An 18371-nucleotide genomic window follows, 5' to 3' on the forward strand; every position below is an offset into this window, starting at 1 on the left:
TGTTATAAAATAGGCAATAATTAAAACTGGTCAGGTAACTGGTTGGATTTATTTTTTGAGAATAACCTATTATGAAGCCAATTACTTAAATAGGCGCTACCTATTCCAACGGCAGCCCCTGCCAGCACATCTGAGGGATAATGAACACCAAGATAGATTCTTGAATAAGCAACCATGGTGGACCACAAATAAGCGGGCACCGTCACAAACCATTTTTTATATTGTAAGGAAAGGCTTGCTGCTGTTGCAAATGCTAGCGAAGTATGTCCGGAAGGAAATGCCCTTCCTGAAATATTCTTGTAAGGAAATACTTCTAAAGGGTATTTTTCTGCAGGTCGCTGACGATGAAATGCTTCTTTCATTGTCTCTGATATTATCACTTCAATCGCGATAGCACCAAATATTTCGTAACCCTTTTGTTTTATTGAACAATTTTTTTTACTTGCTCCCTGTATGATTAAACTGACAGGTATTGCTGCACTAATGAAATAAGTTGACCCACTGGTAAATTTCCAATAACCTGAATTAGGATTTTGTGGATTGATGCTTTTTGTAATATCGATATCCCAATTTTGGGCAACTGCGTTCAACTGAAAAGCAAAAAACAGTATTGCCCATGTCGTTATGATTTTTGTCATTAATGCTATACCTTTTAAAATAGTTAAAATAAGAATCCAATACGGAACGTAAATACATTTACTTCTCTTGAAGCTGCATAAGACAAATTAACTGCAAGTGCGTTATAAGGAATAAAATAAATGCCGCCACCATATCCTATATGAAGCAAAGTTGATTTCTCATATTTAGCCCAAACCCTGCCATCATCAAAAAAGCCGTAAACACCTACCATTCCCCTTAATACGTACCCTTTTAATGCTGCCAGTTTAATTCGTACATCCGTATTTTGATAAAAACTGCCTCGGCCTGTAAACCTTGTGCGCCAATAACCCCTTAATTCGTCGTGACCACCGATGGTATTTGCCTGATAAAATTCGTATTCGCCAAAATTTTCTGATGCCCCGGTGCGGTGAGCTAATGTGATATTTTTAAAAGGTGTATAATAAAAACTAAGGTTGGATTGTGCATTAACAAAATTCCTTTTGCCTTCTTTTAAATTTACGAGGTAATTTGCTTTTGCATTAAAATTGATGCCTTTTGAGGGATACCTAAGCACATCGGAATTATTGAACGAATAAGAAATTTTAGCACCGGCAAAATATTTATTTTTAAAAACAGATGAATCTATTAATGGAATCGCCAGGTTAATAAATTTGTTTTCTCTTCTTTCAACTTTTACTGTATTAAAAATAAGGCCAGCTTTGAATGTAGTATTATTCCATAAACGGCTTATACCGGGATTAAAGAAAAAGCCCCTTGTACTTACACGGTAAAAGTTTTTATCATCATACAGCAGCTTTGTATTATTTCCAAAACCATAAAAATTTAATACAAAGGAGGGTGCGTTATAATTTGCAGTTAAATCAAAATCCCATTTTCCCAATTTTTTTTTAAAAATGCCATTATAAAATAAATTAAAGGCACCCGTAGCTGCTGCATAATTTGCTATAAAAGTTTGTTGCCATCCGAAAGGTTTTTTTTTCCACTGACGTTTTTTATAAATTAAACCAGCGCCAACTACAAATCCATCATCAGGGTTATAGCCAGGTATAATCAGTGGTAGCCACCAATCATATTTAAACTCCATCCGGTTATAATTTGTTATAGATGTATCATTGGTAGGTTTATAAGAAAATGATTTTGATGATGCCGGCATGTCTGATGGTGAGTCATAAACAGGTGATTTTTTACCATGGGTTTTGTTTACTACACTGTCTTCATATAAATCATTGCCATCACCGCCTACAACTCTATCAAATATTTTGTTATTGTTTCTCCCCTTGTAAATAAATTCATCGCAGCCCCCAAGGCCATACAATGTTATTTCTTTAGTAACAGCATGATTAAATATTCTGCTAAAAATAATTTCTCCATTAGTATTCTTTTTATTTTTTGCCAGTACAGTAATTTCTGTGTTATCCTTATCAATTTTATTAATTATAAATACTTCCTGTTTATCGGTTCCAGTAATTGTAACGGCTTTATTTAAGATTTTGTAATACTTTAAACCGAATTTCAACATATTGTCTCTTCTTTGACGTAGGCGTTTATATAAAAAATCGCCCGAAAGGCTATATATGGCCGGAGGCATTTTGAGTAATGCTTTTTTTATTAATGAATCTGTAAGCAATTGCTGCAATGCAACAATCGTATTTTTCCAATCAGCTTCTGTTAGAACATTGAGAAACTGTTTATCGAGAAAAGTAGCTGCTAAATTAGTTCCGATCACATCTTTAACATTGGCATCCATATTTTGAATCGAACGAAGCGCCCATGGTCTCGATAATAAAAATAAATTCACCCCGTCTGTTTTAGAGAATCCCTGATCTCTGTCTCTTGCGAATGGCTGGTAAATAGTTTTTTCATTCTTTTTATGCGCTACCCATACCCATTGGTCCTCATGCCTGTCCCAATCATTAATCAACATGTCAAACAAACGTATTTTCAAAAATTCTTTTTGATCAACCTGACTACTGTTGTCAGATTGTAATTTTTTAAAAAGCTTTTCGGAGTTTATGATATTATCTGCAAAATCTGTAAAAGACGTTTTGCTCCAACCTTCACCAGAAGGCCTTTCTTCAAACAAGCAAAGCTTATCAGCAAAATCTTTTGTGAACATTCCTAACCTTTCGTTACCTGGTACATATTCAATAACAGGATTAGTGTGCAAGATGCCAATACCTCCAGCCAATTGTGCTATTGCCAAAGCACCATACGGGTGCGCCGTAGAAATTTGATCGTTTGCAATATCATTTATAAAACTTCCCTTAAATTCTTCCGGAATTAAAACATCCAGCGTTTTATCCATCGTACGTAATACATATTCTCTCCCATCATTTCCCAGCAGTCTCAAAGTTTGCGTTTGGTGGCCGCCACCTTTTTTAATTGGCGTTAAGCAACCGGCCGTGGTATCCCAGTTAAATAAGGGAAATGAAACTGGCGTCAACCATTCTTTACGCCAATGCTTACCCCACCAAAATTGTTTCCATTTGGTAGCGGCAAAGCGGCTTCCAGCAGGCATAGTAAACTGCGGAGTTCTCGACGTATCTTTAGATAAATTATCAGAGAAAACATCCTGTGCATTGCAAATAAAAGACAGATACATAAATAAAAACACAGTTGCCAACAGGCATAAAAACATTTTCATTACCTCATGTTTTTTCTAGTAAACAATAAGATTGAGGCAATGCCTTCTCTTCCTTCATTGGAAATCAGTAAATTCCCTGAAGGCGTAAAACAAATTCCCTCCGGCTGGGTAAATTCCTGGGCCGATAATGATTGTGTAAATAGAATATTTCCACTATAGCCACAGCGTATCATCCATTTAGAATGAGTGCTGATGAATATCCATTCCTTATTTATTTCGTCAAAAATAAGTGCTGATGTATGAAAAGGAGAAGAGACGCCATTGGGTGCTTTCACAATATCCGGCAAATCAAAAAAAGGGATATCTACCTGCATAAGTGGCATTGACATTTTCCAAATCGGTAACCGTCCTTCACTATCTCTTTTTTTATTATGGTAATATTTAGCCGCCACAAATAATGTATCCGCTCTGTGACAAATACCTTCTAATTCGAAAGGTTTGTCGATATTCAGTTGCACGGAACTTATAGTAGGTCGCTGCATAAACTTTTTGATACTCCATATCACACCTTTTGAATCAAGTACATAGATAGTATCACCGATTATTGTCAGATCCTCAAAATCCCCTTTATCTGAAAAATAAATTTTATTATCAATGTCATTGCTGTTGAGATTAAAAAAATAAACTACCCCCTTTTCATCGGCTACACAAGCAATAATTGAATCATTAACAGCAGCTACACCACTGATTTCCTTTAATTTTTTGGGTAATTCATAACGTTTATCAGGTGTATGAATATCGTAAGAAAAGTTATCCCTAGATTCAGTAGCTATTTCATTTTTTTTCACACCTGACCTGCAGGCAGCTAACGAGATTATAATAGACCATATAACAGTAATTATTTTTATCATAATGCTACCATTTGATTTTTAATAGCCAGCAAAAAAGCGATAACTGACACAAGTAATCCAACTATAAAAACCCAATAGGCCTTTGACAGATAATTAAATTTTTTTGACAGTACTTTTCTAACGTTGAATGACTCCTTAAATATTTCCAGGTAAACGCTTTCTCTGGAATTCCTAAACAGTTCATTCAATTGCCGGTAATATTTTTCCCAGTCTGCATCTTGAAAACTTGGATCAATTAAATCAAAACTCCCGAAGAAAAATTTCTGATAACTATGACATTGTTGATCTTGCATAAAGCTGTTTTTTTGGGGCCGGCTTGCTAATATGGAAAGTAATATTGTAACCATGCAAATACTGAGAAGCAATATAGCAGGCCATAGTAGGAATACATTCTTCTCTATTTTGCCTAATACAAAAGCCAGCATTACCGAAATAATAATAGAATTTACATGAATTAAAAGTGAAGCTTTCGAATCAGCTACTGAAACGAGGTGATTATAATTACGAAAAGCCATTTTGAAAAGGTCTTCTGTTTCTTTATTGGTTAAAGAAGAATTACCCTTTAACTTTATATTATTGCGTTCAATATCGTCTTCTAATTCATTTAATTTATCAATTCTTTTTTCAAGCAACTGGAAATTTTTTTCCCGCTGGACTGAATAATTTTCCTTTGCATATTCTGTATAATAATGGGACTTAAGAAAAATGTTTAAAAAATAGTTAGCATAATACAGTTCACTCCTTTCTACACCTGTCAGCCTGTTAACTTCTTTGCTTATCAGAAGAATATATTCCATAAAGTTGTGACTTGCCAAACGACTATTGACGGCATCAGCTAAAACCTTATGTATCTCCGTTTCTGCATCCTTATTCTCAATAACGTTTAAAATAGCGTCTTCTACAACTTCCCGTTCTGTTTCCGGATAATTTATGTCAGCAAAAAAACTATTTAAAATATTGTACATGGTTTCAGTACGGCCCAAACAAATATCCGTAACGCCAGCATATCTGAACCATGTAGCTACAATCGCATTTTGGTAATCCATTCCTTTTAAAGAAATAGATTTAGCGATATGCTTTGCCTCTATCGCAAGCATACTGATGAACCCGTAACTATAAAATATACTGGTACCACCAGCGTCTTCAAAATATTTCTTGAGGAATTTACCCGCAGCCTTATGATATGATATTTCACTTAAAATCATAAGGCTACTTATTAAGATTTTGATTAGTGTTATTATCAATATTATCCGGTTGTAGATTTACATCATTCGCAGGAGCCCCAACATTAATATCAACGCCATTTTCGTGACGAAGCATATCGGTGTCAGTAATTTTCACTCCATTGATAAGGGGCGGCAAAAAGAATCTTTTTCTTTTCTTCCTTTTTAGTAAATCAAAATAATAATCCACTATACCGGCTATCTTTTTATCCAAGTATTTTTCCAGCAGTAACTTCTTTTTTTCACCAAGACCGTCAAGGTATATAACCGTTGCTGCAGATAATCGTTTTTTTAATTCTTTTTTATTATTTCTATTTTTCTTTTTCATTTATAAGAATTTATTAGTTAGCTATGGAAGGAATTGCACAATTTTTTTTAGACACATTTTACAATTTACCTGGAATAAACAACCCTTCATAAATTTCAATTTCAAAGAATTGCCATCCTTCAAAAACTTTATCAGGACATTGAAACAATACCAATAGGCCATCGCTTTTTTTATGCTTACTATGTATATTTTTGTCAGCATCTATACTCGCATTCCTAGTACGCTGCAGCTTTTTTACTTTTATATTTTCAACAGTAGTATTCATAAAGAATATTTAAATAACCAAATACATCTATTAAAACAGACGATAACCTTAAAAATTGGTAAAATAAAACAACAAATAGTCAGGAGAAATTGCGAAAATTTAAAAAGCAGGCAATTGTAGAAACAATCGCCTGCTCACGTCCAAAACCAACTGCTGATTGCCAAAAAATATAAATATATCAACTCACTAACTTCATCTTACCGGCTTTGCAACTATTGTTTAGATTTACTTGCAGTTTAAATAGCGTAACTCAGATTTTTTAATTTTATACAAATCCTTTATTCTTTTATAAATGTAAAATTGGTGAACAATGTTTGCACTCGTTTTAATATTCAAATCAAAGAATTTGATATTTAGCTTCATTAATGAGGCGGCATTATTAAGTGCTGATTTAAAATTTAGACACTACCTTTTTTTGAAAAATATTTTTATGAGTAAGGCGTCCTACAAAATAAAATACAATGAAATATTTCCTACCTCATGACTATAAGTACCTTTCCTCATTTCGGTAGATGTATTTTGGATGAAGGATAAGGCAAATTTTCCAGACGATATAACCGCCCCATAATTTATTGCATAGACGCAATTACGAATATTCCTTGCAGAGTTGGTATTTATTGATGGCGGTATAACCGATAGCCGGTTATCAAATTTTACAATTGGCTTTTTTGCGAATAAACCGCCTTCTAGTAATGCGTTATTAAATACCAATTGTAATTCTGGTTTGATAATAATGTAAACTTGCATTCTATTTTTCTTTTTATAACTACCGCAGAAGGCATTGGAGAATTGGCTTATAAAACCATCAAAATATGGTTTCATAAATCCATAGCGGATTTGGGGAGAGAAAGTTAATCCATTGCAGAGGGTACCGAGATAGACTTTTCCACCAGCAATTAATTCAAAATTTTTATTTACAGGCGTTACTTGTTTTTCAAATGTGAAATTGGCATTAATAACCGGCGCATTTTGTAATTGATTATCCCAACCCATAGGAATTGTATAATGTATCATCCGGTGTATAAATGTTTGGGCTTGCTTACCTAGTGCGGCCGGCCCCCTAATACCCAATTGTAATTCCGTCTGAAAACTATAATGGTGTTTGGGATGATAGTAATACAAGGAGCGGATAATAAATAATGCCCCGGAATAAAAATAATCATTGGGTTGAAAATATGGATCACGGATATCATTGGGCGTAAATATTGTTTGCATAAATCCCCACCCAGCTATAATTATAGTTGTATCATGCTTTGGTTTTAAAATCCCGGGAAACAAACTGTGTTTTGATTTTTGGTTGTAAAAAAAATCTAACCGGGTTCCACCACTGTATGCTTTGTCAGTGCCTTTACCCCTTATATTAAAAAAATCATTGTCTTCGTAAATACGAAAAAGACTGATTTCTTTTTCTGCTTGCGCATATGTAAAAAGATATCCAACAATACATAATTGCAGGAATAATAAATGAACTAAATGTTTTTCCATTCCGTAAATGTTAAACTTGAATAAAAAGCGAACTCAACGATATTTTTGTTATTGCTTGAAAAATTTTTTTATTATTTAGCTAAGCTGGCGAATGAGTGTAGGACGTCTCTAAATAATCCCTGGGTTAGATCAGGAATGCTACAACTTCTTTTAAAAGGCTAATATTTGTTATACAAAAGTGAGGACGACAGGCTACTAATTGTATTCAATAAAGGCCATTGTTTTTGAAAATATAATTCACTGTTTATTTCTGCTAATTAATGAATCTAAAAATCAAAAAGTTTTGATGGCAAAGCAAAATGCTGTTCTGTTTAATTGCTCAGTTTTACATGACAATTATTAAAAATAAATTTCGGTTAGTAACAAGTAATGTAAAAAGGGAAGGAAAAATTCACTTTTAAATAAAAAGAGCATAAATATTAGTTAAGTCAGAATTGGCGGAGCATTCATTAAGATAAGAATAACCGGACAGCAGAAAATATTAGAAAAGGGAATGGAAGGTGGGATAAATATCAATACCCTTATCGTAAGTAAATAATTTATTTATGGATGCATATATAAATAAATGGGCGGCCATTATTGAGTTACACGAAAATGGCTTCACAGAAGACTTTGTATTTTCAGGAAGCAACCTTTTGTGGGTGCAGCAAAAAGTATTGCTATCACCGGGAGATATTACATTAATTGAATCTTATCATTTCGGCTCCCCGGCAGGAAATGAAATGCAAATTTTTGCTGTAGTTGCAAATTACTCCTGTGTTAAAGGTATTTTAATAACCCGTCAAAAAAAACGCGGGAGGAAAAATACACCAGTCATTAACAGTAAACTCATAAAAATAAATTCAAAACAATTAGAGAACGACCACGCAAGCAGGCTATGAATTTATTATGATATTTTAACTGCCATAAATTAAGTATAATGCACTACACCAGGATATTTGCAGATGATAACGGCGACAGTCATTTTGAGGTAGTATATGTACCTCTGGTAGATAAAGGCATTATGGGTTCGCTATCCATGCCTTTTGAAACAAATGCGCTTATATTCCGGGAGAATAAAGCTGACTATGACTGGGATTTTCATAACGCACCTACAAGGCAATTCATTATACTCTTAGATGGGGAAATTAAAATAACTACCAGCCTCGGAGTTGTGAGAAGATTTAGAGGCGGGGAAATATTATTGGTGGAAGATACTGCCGGCGCTGGCCACAAGACAGAGAACATACTACAAAGCATACGCAAATCTCTATTTATAACTTTATGAGCAATCAATTAATTACGGGAATCCATCACATTACTGCTTTGGCAAGTGACCCTCAAAAAAATCTTGATTTTTATGCAGGCATATTGGGACTGCGGCTGGTAAAAAAAACCATCAATTTTGATGCGCCGGACGTTTATCATTTGTATTACGGAAACGAAACGGGAGCCCCCGGCACCATACTTACTTTCTTTCCTTATCCAACTTTAGCAAAAGGAAGAAAAGGTAAAGGGCAGGTAGCTGTTACTTCATTTTCAATACCGGAAACCTCACTTGAATACTGGATGAAAAGGCTCACAAAGTTCAATATTAAATACAATGCACCAGACACCCGGTATAGCAAAGAATCGTTTATATACTTTGAAGACCCAGATGGATTGGGCATTGAATTGGTCGCCAATAAAGAGGACTTCAGGCCCGGTTCTACTTACGGGCAAATACCATTGGAGCATAGTGTAAAAGGTTTTTATGGCGTAACATTGGCAGCGGACGGTTATGAAAAAACAGCAGGTTTACTGACCGCTCAAATGGACCACCAGTTGATTGCCGAAAAAGATAATCGCTTCCGGTATTCTGCCAGCGGTAAACCAGGAGATTTTGTTGATATTATTTGCTCCCCCGATTCGCTGCGTGGGTTAGGTGGCAGCGGCACTATTCATCACATAGCTTTTGCTACTGCGGATGATTCGTCACAATTGAAAGCCAGGGAAAAATTAGTAGCTGCTGGTTTTAATCCCACCCTTGTTTTAGACAGGGAATATTTTCATTCCATTTATTTCAGAGAACCCGGCGGTGTATTATTTGAAATCGCCACCGTCCCGCCAGGATTTTCAGTTGATGAAGAACCCGATCATTTGGGAGAGTCTTTAAAACTGCCAGCCTGGTATGAACCTAAGCGTTATGAAATAGAAAATGTTCTGCAACCGATACAATTAAATAAAGAAAAATTTGAAGACTAATGGAAGGGCATAAAAAAAATATAAGGGTGGCTGGTGTTGACATTGAAAAAGCTGAGACCATATTGCTCATGCTGCATGGAAGAGGCGGTACTGCAGAGGACATCATCTCATTCACTCATCATTTGAAGACGACGGCAGCAACTCATATTATTGCGCCACAGGCAACTAATAATTCCTGGTATCCAAACAGTTTTTTGGCTCCGGTTGAAAAAAACCAGCCCTGGTTAAATTCTGCATTAGACCTGCTGGGCGGCATTATGGCTGATACAGAAGCCAAAGGTCTCAACAGTAAGCAGGTTTATATAATAGGCTTTTCACAGGGGGCCTGTCTAAGCCTTGAGTTTGCTGCCCGAAATCCAAAAAAGTACGGTGGAGTAATTGCGTTTACAGGCGGTTTAATTGGGGAAGTTCTAATTATAGAAAACTATTGTGGTGATTTCGAAAAAACAAAAATATTTATTGGCAATAGTGACCGGGACCCTCATGTGCCATTGAAGCGATCAGAAGAATCAAAAAGCATTATGGAAAACCTGGGTGCAGATGTTGCCTTAAAAGTATATCCGGGAATGGGTCATACAATTAACCAGGATGAAATAGAGTGGGTAAATAAAATTGTCTTAAAATAGCATTTAGTTTAGCTATTCTATTTTAAGGTAAAGAGTTAATTCAAATTTTTTAGGGCAAATAACGGAAGGGATATAACCTCATTATTCTATTCCTGAATTCAGTAAAACAAAGGTTATGAGTATATATGAAAATTTAATAGAAGGTTTGGGGGATTTAAAACAAAGAAGATTTACTGTAGACTTTAAGCTTGATATTGATGCCATAAACTGTAATGATGCTGGAATTATTCTTTATCCCTCAAATTTTGAAATTGTTGAAAATTATCGTTTTGAAGCTGATACTAATCCAGATGATTCAAGTGTACTGTATTCAATCAATTGATGGCAATACAAAAGGCTTGCTGATAAATGCTTATGGCGTATGTGGTGAGGTGAGGCTGTTAGCGACAGCATGATTCAAAAATTAAAAATCAATGAATGAGTAATTAATAAGTTTGTCTAATTTTTAACTTGACAAACTTTTTGATGTGTTGATATCTGGCCTACTTCACAGCCAGATTAAGGAATTATAGAAATATTGCACTGGATTTACCATTGGCGCACACCAATTAAAGTATAGCTTTCATAAAAAGCCTTATAAAGTCTCAAGCATTTTCACAACACCTTCCCGTTCCAAAATAAGATACCCAAGTCGGTCGGTGCTTATGCCATTCCGTAGCTGATAATTAAAACTAAATTGTCCATCGTTAATAATTGTTTCGAAATAATTAAAACTAATGTTTGGAAAGAGTTTCAGATTTTCACCTATTTCGTAAAGATGAGTAGAAAGAATAAAAAGAGAGTTGGTTATTTTAAGCAGTCCTTCAATAACTACCGTACTGCATTTCATAGCATCCTGGATATTGGTTCCTTTAAATAATTCATCAATCAGTATAAGCCATTTTCTGCCATCCCGAATTTTATCAATGGTAGCTTTAATACGCTGTACCTCGTTGTAAAAATAACTTTCACCTTTTGATATATTGTCTATCACATTTATATTGCTAAGCATACCATCAATTAAGGTAAGTTTCATATTTTTCGCAGGTACGCCCATCCCCACATGGGCCAGAAAAATTGCTATCCCAACCGATTTGATAAAAGTACTTTTACCAGCCATATTAGCACCTGTTAAAAATAAAAAATTACTTTGAGGATTCATCAGTACATCATAGGGAACCGGCTTTTGTAAAAGAATATGATATAGCCCTTCAACTGCTACCAGGGAATGATCACTTTCTATAAATTCAGGAAAAACAAACTGGTATTTGTTTATACTAACTGCCATTCCATACAACGCATCCAATTGTGCATGGATATCAATAAGCGTAAATATATTTTGTTTGAAATGATAGCGTAAAAACTGTCCAAACTGAAGTTGTTGTGGCACAGTAAGCTCGTCCGGCTTCGCAAATTCCTGAACCACATTTAACTCTTCGGCACCTAATATTCTGGCAGCCGTTTCTAATAGTTTTCTTAAGTTGGCAGGTGTATTTTCATTTAAGTATGTATCAACAAAATACATCATACCCTTGATAAAATCGAAACAATGAATGATAGAATATTGGATGAGGGTGTAGTCAGCATTGTGAAATAATTTATAACTTTTAGCCGTTAAAAAAGATATATTGTTTGGCAAAGGATCCAAGCTGTATTCATAAAAACGTTCTACTACCATTATTGTTCCATTGCTTATCACAATAGGCCATTGCCCTACCCCTTGCATAATGAATTTAAGCGTTTGCTGCACATTATTTATGGCTTGCGTTGAAGAAAGTGGAGTGGCAAGATTTTTTCTCAACTGTTCTTTGCCGTTGGTAGTAAGTGTATTATTCAGCTTATTAAAAACAGAAAAATCTTCATAACCATTAAAAATGGCTAAATCGTTAAGGGACGTTTTATCTATTTCCATTAAATGCATTTATAGTATTTACAAAAAGAGTTTTAGTACCACAGAAATCATCTCGCCTTCTGTCAGAATTCGTTTGGTTTATTTTAAAAAACCGATGATAACACCATTATACGTATTAATTAAGTATTAAAACTAATCTCATAATAACCGTTTAGCAGCTATGTAGAAAATTAGAATTTTCCAGATCAAATATTGCATTTCGGAATGATAATTATTTGTCCCGTAAATTCATATTTTTTGACTAATAGATTCTTTTTCATTCAATCGCTTTCGCTATTTTATTATTACAGACATTTTATTCTCGAACCGATATTTGAAATAATTATTGGGCTGGAATATATACATTCATTGCCTTTACATATACCTTGTCAGCCTTAATTTACTGATGTTATTTTGTTAGATAATCCATTATAGTGAGAGGTTGAAATTATGTCGCAAGAATAATTTTTAAAAAATATTTTAAGTTGTGTGACTCGATTAAAAGATTGAAAATATAATACACCCTGGTAATTGTTACTTTATGATGTTTTAGTTGTAGTCGTCTTACTATAACCATAGAAATTAATTTAAATTAAGCAATATGATAGCAGTAAAAAAGGAAGGCATTGTTATTAGTAAGAGTTCTTTAGCATTTGAAATAGAAGGTGTGCTTAATCCTGCTGCCATTATATACAATGATGTTATTCATATTTTTTACAGGGCAGTTGGAAAGGGAAATTATTCAACCATTGGTTATTGCAATCTTGAAAACCCTTGGAAGGTAAAAGACAGGATTGAAATTCCCGTTCTTTTCCCACAATTCGATTATGAATCACAAGGTATAGAAGATCCACGAATCGTTAAAATTGACAATTTATTTTACCTCACTTACACAGCGTATGATGGTGTAAATGCTTTGGGAGCATTGGCAGTATCCCAAGATCTAATTCATTTTGCGAAAAAAGGAATTATTGTTCCAATGATGGCATGGGAAGAATTTAACCGGCTGGCCGATATGAGGGGTACATTGAATAAAAAATACACTCGATACAATAATGATGGGGGCATCTATGAAAAAAAAGGAAGAAAAGTATTTGTGTGGGACAAAAACGTGATATTCTTTCCACGCAGAATAAACGGAAAATTATATTTTTTGCATCGTATAAAACCAGATATTCAAATTGTATCAGTTTATGAACTGGAAGAGCTTACACCTGAATTCTGGCAAAACTATTTTCTGTACCACGATAATAATATTGTACTGCATACTGAACGAAATTTCGAGATAAGTTATTTGGGAGGCGGTTGTCCGCCAATAGAAACAGCAGCAGGATGGATACTTATTTATCATGGTGTGCATGATAGCGTTGATGGATATGTATATTCAGCATGTGCGGCATTACTTGATATTGATAATCCTCAAAAAGTAATTGCAACATTACCCCACGAACTCTTTAAACCAGAAATGCCGTGGGAATTAAAAGGCGAAGTAAATAATGTAGTATTCCCCACGGGAGCTGTTGTAATTGATGACTTAATTTATATTTATTACGGAGCAGCAGACGAACGGATTGGATGCGCAACAGTAAGCTTAAGCGCTCTGCTAAATGAATTAATCCTTAACACAAAAAAATGATAACTAAGGTACAAAATAATGAAATTGTTGTAAGAGATTTTGCAAAACCGCAATGGGGAATAGCAAGCAGGATTGCAACCGGCGAAGGTTTAATAAATAAAAAGCCAGTTATTTTATTTATCAACTCATATCCTCCGAGGCAATGTGGTTTGGCTACTTATTCTTATGATTTGATTACAGCTTTAGAAAATAAATTTGATGCATCTTTTAGTATTAAAATCTGCGCTGTGGAAAATAATACTGAGTGTCAAAATTATGAAGGGAAGGTTGAGTTTACAATGAATACCGATCATCCGGAATCTTTTCCTAATCTGGTTAAAGCTATTAATAACGATACGAACATAAAACTGGTGCTAATACAACATGAATTTGGATTTTTTAAAAAGTGCGAAGAGGAATTTCTGCAATTTTTCTCTTTGGTAGATAAACCCATCATCACCGTTTTTCATACAGTGTTACCATACCCAGATGAAATTTTAAAAGTAAATGTTCAAGCCATTGCACAACAGTCGGAAAGTATAGTGGTAATGACACAATCATCTTTAGAACTACTGATGAGGGACTATCTTTTAGATGAAAAAAAGATAACTGTTATTCCTCATGGTACTCACCTCGTACCCCACACAGACAGGAGTTATTTAAAAAGGAAATACAACCTTTCCAATAAAACAATATTATCCACTTTTGGCTTATTAAGTTCTGGAAAAGGGATTGAAATTACTTTGGAAGCATTGCCGGCCATTGTAGCAAAAAATAAAAATGTTTTATTTCTAATTATTGGTAAAACACATCCCGGTGTGGTTTTACATGAGGGCGAAAAGTACCGGAAAACACTTGAAGAAAAAGTGGTTTTTTTGCATTTGGAGAATCATGTACAATTTATAAATCAATTCCTCTCTTTGCCGCAGCTATTGGAATACCTGCAACTCACTGATATTTATTTATTCACTTCTAAAGATCCCAACCAGGCAGTAAGTGGCACCTTCTCATATGCCATGAGTTGTGGATGTGCTATTGTAACTACACCAATACCCCATGCAATAGAACTTATTAAAAATGAGGCAGCACTTGCGGTTGATTTTGAAAATCCAACGCAACTTTCAACAGTGGTAATAAAATTATTAAAAGATGAGGAATTAAGAAAAAAAATCAGTTTAAATGCGTTGCACAAGATGGCACCCACGGCCTGGGAAAACAGTGCTATTTCTTATGCAATTTTATTTGAAAACGTAGCTGATAATTCAGTTAATATTAAATACAGCAATCCAAAAATAAATCTCAATCACTTAAAAAGGATTACCACCAATTTTGGCATTGTGCAGTTTTCAGAAATGAATGTACCCGATCTGCAATCGGGATATACACTGGATGACAATGCAAGAGGATTGGTTGCTATGTGCCAGCATTATGAATTAACTAACAATCCGGAGGATGTAGATTATATTTTTCGCTACTTTAATTTCATAAAATTCTGTTTACAGCATAATGGGTATTTTTTAAATTATGTTGATGAAAATAAAAACTTTACAAAACAAAACTTTGCAGCAAATCTGGAAGATTCTAATGGAAGAGCAATATGGGCTTTAGGCTATATGATTTCTACTAGTGATTTACTGCCAGTATATTTACAAAGTGACGTAAAACAAATTATTGCAAAAGCTTTATCAAATAAATTTAAGATTAACTCTCCCCGTGCGATGGGTTTTATAATTAAGGGTTTATACTATTGCAACACAAATAATCCTTCTGAAGATAATATTTTGCTTATAAAAACATTTGCCAACAGGCTTGTGCAAATGTACAGGCACGAATCGGAAAATGACTGGAAATGGTTTGAAAGTTATCTTACTTATGGCAACAGTATTTTGCCTGAGGCATTGTTATGCGCCTGGCTGGCCACCGGTGAAACGATCTATAAACAAATAGCGAAAGCATCATTCGATTTTCTGTTATTGAAGACATTTTCTAAAACGGCTATAAAAGTAGTTTCAAACAAAGGATGGTTGCAAAAAAATGAAGCTCAAAATAAGGAGATAAAAGGAGGTGAACAACCCATTGACATTGCTTATACAATACTTGCGCTGGATAAATTTCATAAAGTCTTCAGCGAAGATAATTATGATGGTAAAATGAACATGGCGTTTAGCTGGTTTCAGGGTAACAATCACCTGCACAGAATAATTTATAATCCCTGCACAGGTGGCTGCTACGATGGGCTTGAAGATACTTATGTAAATCTAAATCAGGGAGCAGAATCTACATTAAGTTATCTGATGGCACGATTAACTATGGAAACATATTTTCATGAAAAAAAGTTAGCTACAAATAATTTGCAAAAAAGTTTACAACTCCCAGGATAGGCTGCCAGATGTAAAATTTACATTGTTAAAAGATACGAGAGGTGGTATTCCCGATAAGTAAAATGGCACAAATTAATTACAACAAATTACATTAAAAAACTGGATTGGGTTCAACATTCGCCATAAGATAGAGTCAATTTTATTTATTAATAAATCAACCAATGAAATTAAAATATTTTACTAAAATGTTTCTCACAAGAAAATATCTATGTTTTTGTATGGCGCTTATTTTTATTAGCCGTTCGGCTATTGCCCAGCAAATGAAAATGCATGATATGGAGCCTTCTAAAATTCAGAAAAATGTTTTTTTTGGTATGATGGATGCTATGATGGCGAAAATGGATCATGCAACTACAGGCGAAACAGTTGGGACCCAATTCATGTTACAAATGATCCCCCACCATGAAGGGGCTATTGAAATGGCGGAATATGAAATTCAACATGGTAAAGATTTTACCATGATACAGCTTGCTAAAAGTATAGTAGCAGAGCAACGCAATGAAGTAAATCAGATGCAGATATGGTTAAATAAAAGTCTTGCAGATACAGCTAAGATTACGGAATCTTTTACTAAAAGCTTTAATCAAACAATGGTGGTAATGATGCAAAATATGCGTGCAAAAAGTAAGCTTGCAAATAATGATCATGCATTTGCAACTATAATGATACCGCACCACCAGGCCGCCATTGACATGGCCAGGGTGGTTCTCAAATTCACAACCGACCAAAAGGTAGCTGCTTATTCCAAACATATCATTTCAGCAGAGCAAGTAGAAATTGAACAAATGTTACTGTTTCTAAAAAAATAATTTTATGAAAGTTTTTATTCTAACAATAGTTGTGTTATTTGGCTCTATAGTCACCAGCGCACAAAGTATTTATGCACACGACAGGGTCTATACCGCCAACCAGATATCCAACACAGTTTCTGTAATAGATCCGTCAACCAATATGCTGCTTGGCGAAATTAAATTGGGCAAACCATATCCGAATGTTCTGAACCCATTATACAAGGGTCAGGCACTAGTACATGGGCTACGATATTGCGCTGCAAGAAGGTTACTTGCTGTTGTATCTATTGGCTCAAATTCTGTTACATTTATTTCAACTGAAAATAACCAGGTACTTAAAACCCTATATATTGGCCGCTCGCCGCACGAGCCCACCTTTACACCCGACAACAAACAGGTATGGGTATCTGTACGTGGTGAAGCATACATTAGTGTAATTGATGTTAACCTGATGACAGAGATTAAAAGGGTGCCGGTAGCAGATGGGCCGGGCATGGTAGCTTTTACGCCGGATGGAAAACTAGCATACGTATGTTCAAGCTTTACCCCCGAACTTGATATCGTTAACACATCGACCCTGAAAATAATAAAACGTATTCCGGTTACAAGCCCCTTTTCACCTAACATATTTACAAGCTCCGATGGGAAATGGATCGCACTAACACACAAAGATGTGGGTAAGGTAACGGTTGTTAACACCAGTAAAATGGCTATTGAAAAAGTGATCACCACCGGGGCCATCACCAACCACGTAACTTTCAGTATTGTAGATAATATTTTATTGATGATGGTTACAATAGGTGGGGAAAATAAAGTCAGAACATTTGATGTTGCCAATAATTTTCTACAAAGAGATACCATTAATGTAGGTGCCCTACCCCATGGTATATGGCCCTCTGCAGATGGTAAGCTGATGTATATCGGCATTGAATATGGTGACCAGGTACAGGCAATCAACTTGCAAAACATGAGTGTAACAGCTACCATTCAGATCGGGCAAAGTCCACAGGCATTGGTATATGCTGATAATGCGGTAACGGATTTACTAAAATCGGTCGCCGGCCTTAGCCCGTTAAATGATACCGCATCGACACAAGTTGTAGTCTTAAATAATCCTGCTAAAAATGACAATGCTCATGGGCGGTTATCAGTAAGGAGTATAGGTTTGGCTGACCTTGTTGAGCAGGTTTTTAGTGGATTACTGCCCAACAATTCTTACACCCTTGCCTTATCAAAATCTGCGGCCGCTCCATTTTTAAAAGACTATCAAATCAATACATTCCAGGCAGACGGTGAGGGTAAATATGCAGGGCAATCAACCGGGCTGATAAAAGAATTAAATACACCAACAACCAGACAATTATACCGGCATGTAGTACTAATTGACAACGCTTCGGGCAGGGCTGTCCTTCTTGATAATATACCGGTTGCTAATTAGACCATATACC

17 protein-coding genes are annotated in these 18371 nt (G+C 35.1%); 9 read left to right on the forward strand and 8 right to left on the reverse strand.

Going from position 1 to position 18371, the window contains the following annotated elements:
- Positions 1 to 20 precede the first annotated feature (20 nt).
- The 7 genes from QWZ08_RS10570 to QWZ08_RS10600 all read right to left on the reverse strand — a co-directional run bounded on the left by QWZ08_RS10570 (position 21) and on the right by QWZ08_RS10600 (position 7417).
- Positions 21 to 638 carry a phosphatase PAP2 family protein gene (locus QWZ08_RS10570; RefSeq protein ID WP_290337375.1) on the reverse strand — a complete coding sequence of 206 codons (618 nt, stop codon included), beginning with the start codon at positions 636 to 638 and terminating at the stop codon, positions 21 to 23.
- A 23-nt stretch (positions 639 to 661) separates the two neighbouring features.
- Positions 662 to 3265: a BamA/TamA family outer membrane protein gene (locus QWZ08_RS10575; protein WP_290337376.1), complete on the reverse strand. Its 2604-nt coding sequence runs from the start codon at positions 3263 to 3265 to the stop codon at positions 662 to 664.
- Positions 3265 to 4116 (reverse strand): hypothetical protein, encoded by an 852-nt coding sequence (locus QWZ08_RS10580; RefSeq protein WP_290337377.1) that lies wholly within the window; start codon positions 4114 to 4116, stop codon positions 3265 to 3267. Before QWZ08_RS10580 ends, QWZ08_RS10575 begins: the two co-directional genes overlap by 1 nt.
- Positions 4113 to 5321 carry a Pycsar system effector family protein gene (locus QWZ08_RS10585; protein ID WP_290337378.1) on the reverse strand — a complete coding sequence of 403 codons (1209 nt, stop codon included), beginning with the start codon at positions 5319 to 5321 and terminating at the stop codon, positions 4113 to 4115. The genes QWZ08_RS10580 and QWZ08_RS10585 overlap by 4 nt, the downstream gene beginning before the upstream one ends.
- A gap of 4 nt (positions 5322 to 5325) precedes the next feature.
- The gene (locus QWZ08_RS10590) at positions 5326 to 5667 is read right to left on the reverse strand and encodes a hypothetical protein (protein WP_290337379.1); all 342 of its coding nucleotides are present in this window, start codon (positions 5665 to 5667) and stop codon (positions 5326 to 5328) included.
- 58 nt (positions 5668 to 5725) lie between these two features.
- The gene (locus tag QWZ08_RS10595; RefSeq protein ID WP_290337380.1) at positions 5726 to 5932 is read right to left on the reverse strand and encodes a hypothetical protein; all 207 of its coding nucleotides are present in this window, start codon (positions 5930 to 5932) and stop codon (positions 5726 to 5728) included.
- A gap of 444 nt (positions 5933 to 6376) precedes the next feature.
- Positions 6377 to 7417: a lipid A deacylase LpxR family protein gene (locus QWZ08_RS10600; RefSeq protein WP_290337381.1), complete on the reverse strand. Its 1041-nt coding sequence runs from the start codon at positions 7415 to 7417 to the stop codon at positions 6377 to 6379.
- A gap of 545 nt (positions 7418 to 7962) precedes the next feature.
- On the opposite strand from QWZ08_RS10600, the gene QWZ08_RS10605 reads away from it, so the two are divergent.
- The 5 genes from QWZ08_RS10605 to QWZ08_RS10625 all read left to right on the forward strand — a co-directional run bounded on the left by QWZ08_RS10605 (position 7963) and on the right by QWZ08_RS10625 (position 10588).
- Positions 7963 to 8298 (forward strand): hypothetical protein, encoded by a 336-nt coding sequence (locus tag QWZ08_RS10605; RefSeq protein WP_290337382.1) that lies wholly within the window; start codon positions 7963 to 7965, stop codon positions 8296 to 8298.
- Between the two features lie 38 nt (positions 8299 to 8336).
- Positions 8337 to 8684 (forward strand): cupin domain-containing protein, encoded by a 348-nt coding sequence (locus tag QWZ08_RS10610; protein WP_290337383.1) that lies wholly within the window; start codon positions 8337 to 8339, stop codon positions 8682 to 8684.
- Positions 8681 to 9640 (forward strand): ring-cleaving dioxygenase, encoded by a 960-nt coding sequence (locus QWZ08_RS10615; protein ID WP_290337384.1) that lies wholly within the window; start codon positions 8681 to 8683, stop codon positions 9638 to 9640. The genes QWZ08_RS10610 and QWZ08_RS10615 overlap by 4 nt, the downstream gene beginning before the upstream one ends.
- Positions 9640 to 10266, forward strand: a complete 627-nt coding sequence (locus QWZ08_RS10620; protein ID WP_290337385.1) for an alpha/beta hydrolase — start codon at positions 9640 to 9642, stop codon at positions 10264 to 10266. Before QWZ08_RS10615 ends, QWZ08_RS10620 begins: the two co-directional genes overlap by 1 nt.
- Before the next feature lie 115 nt (positions 10267 to 10381).
- The gene (locus QWZ08_RS10625) at positions 10382 to 10588 is read left to right on the forward strand and encodes a hypothetical protein (protein ID WP_290337386.1); all 207 of its coding nucleotides are present in this window, start codon (positions 10382 to 10384) and stop codon (positions 10586 to 10588) included.
- Between the two features lie 252 nt (positions 10589 to 10840).
- Here the strand turns inward: QWZ08_RS10625 and QWZ08_RS10630 are convergent, their stop codons facing one another.
- Entirely contained in the window at positions 10841 to 12157 is a 1317-nt protein-coding gene (locus QWZ08_RS10630) for a MutS-related protein (RefSeq protein ID WP_290337387.1), read from the reverse strand.
- 580 nt (positions 12158 to 12737) lie between these two features.
- On the opposite strand from QWZ08_RS10630, the gene QWZ08_RS10635 reads away from it, so the two are divergent.
- The 4 genes from QWZ08_RS10635 to QWZ08_RS10650 all read left to right on the forward strand — a co-directional run bounded on the left by QWZ08_RS10635 (position 12738) and on the right by QWZ08_RS10650 (position 18361).
- Positions 12738 to 13772 (forward strand): glycoside hydrolase family 130 protein, encoded by a 1035-nt coding sequence (locus QWZ08_RS10635; RefSeq protein WP_290337388.1) that lies wholly within the window; start codon positions 12738 to 12740, stop codon positions 13770 to 13772.
- Positions 13769 to 16132: a glycosyltransferase gene (locus tag QWZ08_RS10640; RefSeq protein WP_290337389.1), complete on the forward strand. Its 2364-nt coding sequence runs from the start codon at positions 13769 to 13771 to the stop codon at positions 16130 to 16132. The genes QWZ08_RS10635 and QWZ08_RS10640 overlap by 4 nt, the downstream gene beginning before the upstream one ends.
- 161 nt (positions 16133 to 16293) lie before the next feature.
- Positions 16294 to 16941 carry a DUF305 domain-containing protein gene (locus QWZ08_RS10645; RefSeq protein WP_290337390.1) on the forward strand — a complete coding sequence of 216 codons (648 nt, stop codon included), beginning with the start codon at positions 16294 to 16296 and terminating at the stop codon, positions 16939 to 16941.
- 4 nt (positions 16942 to 16945) lie between these two features.
- A complete protein-coding gene (locus QWZ08_RS10650; RefSeq protein ID WP_290337391.1) occupies positions 16946 to 18361 on the forward strand; it encodes a YncE family protein in 1416 nt (471 codons plus the stop codon).
- Positions 18362 to 18371: the final 10 nt, after the last annotated feature.

It is taken from the genome of Ferruginibacter paludis, from assembly GCF_030409685.1.
GTDB classification, from domain to species: Bacteria; Bacteroidota; Bacteroidia; order Chitinophagales; family Chitinophagaceae; genus Ferruginibacter; species Ferruginibacter paludis.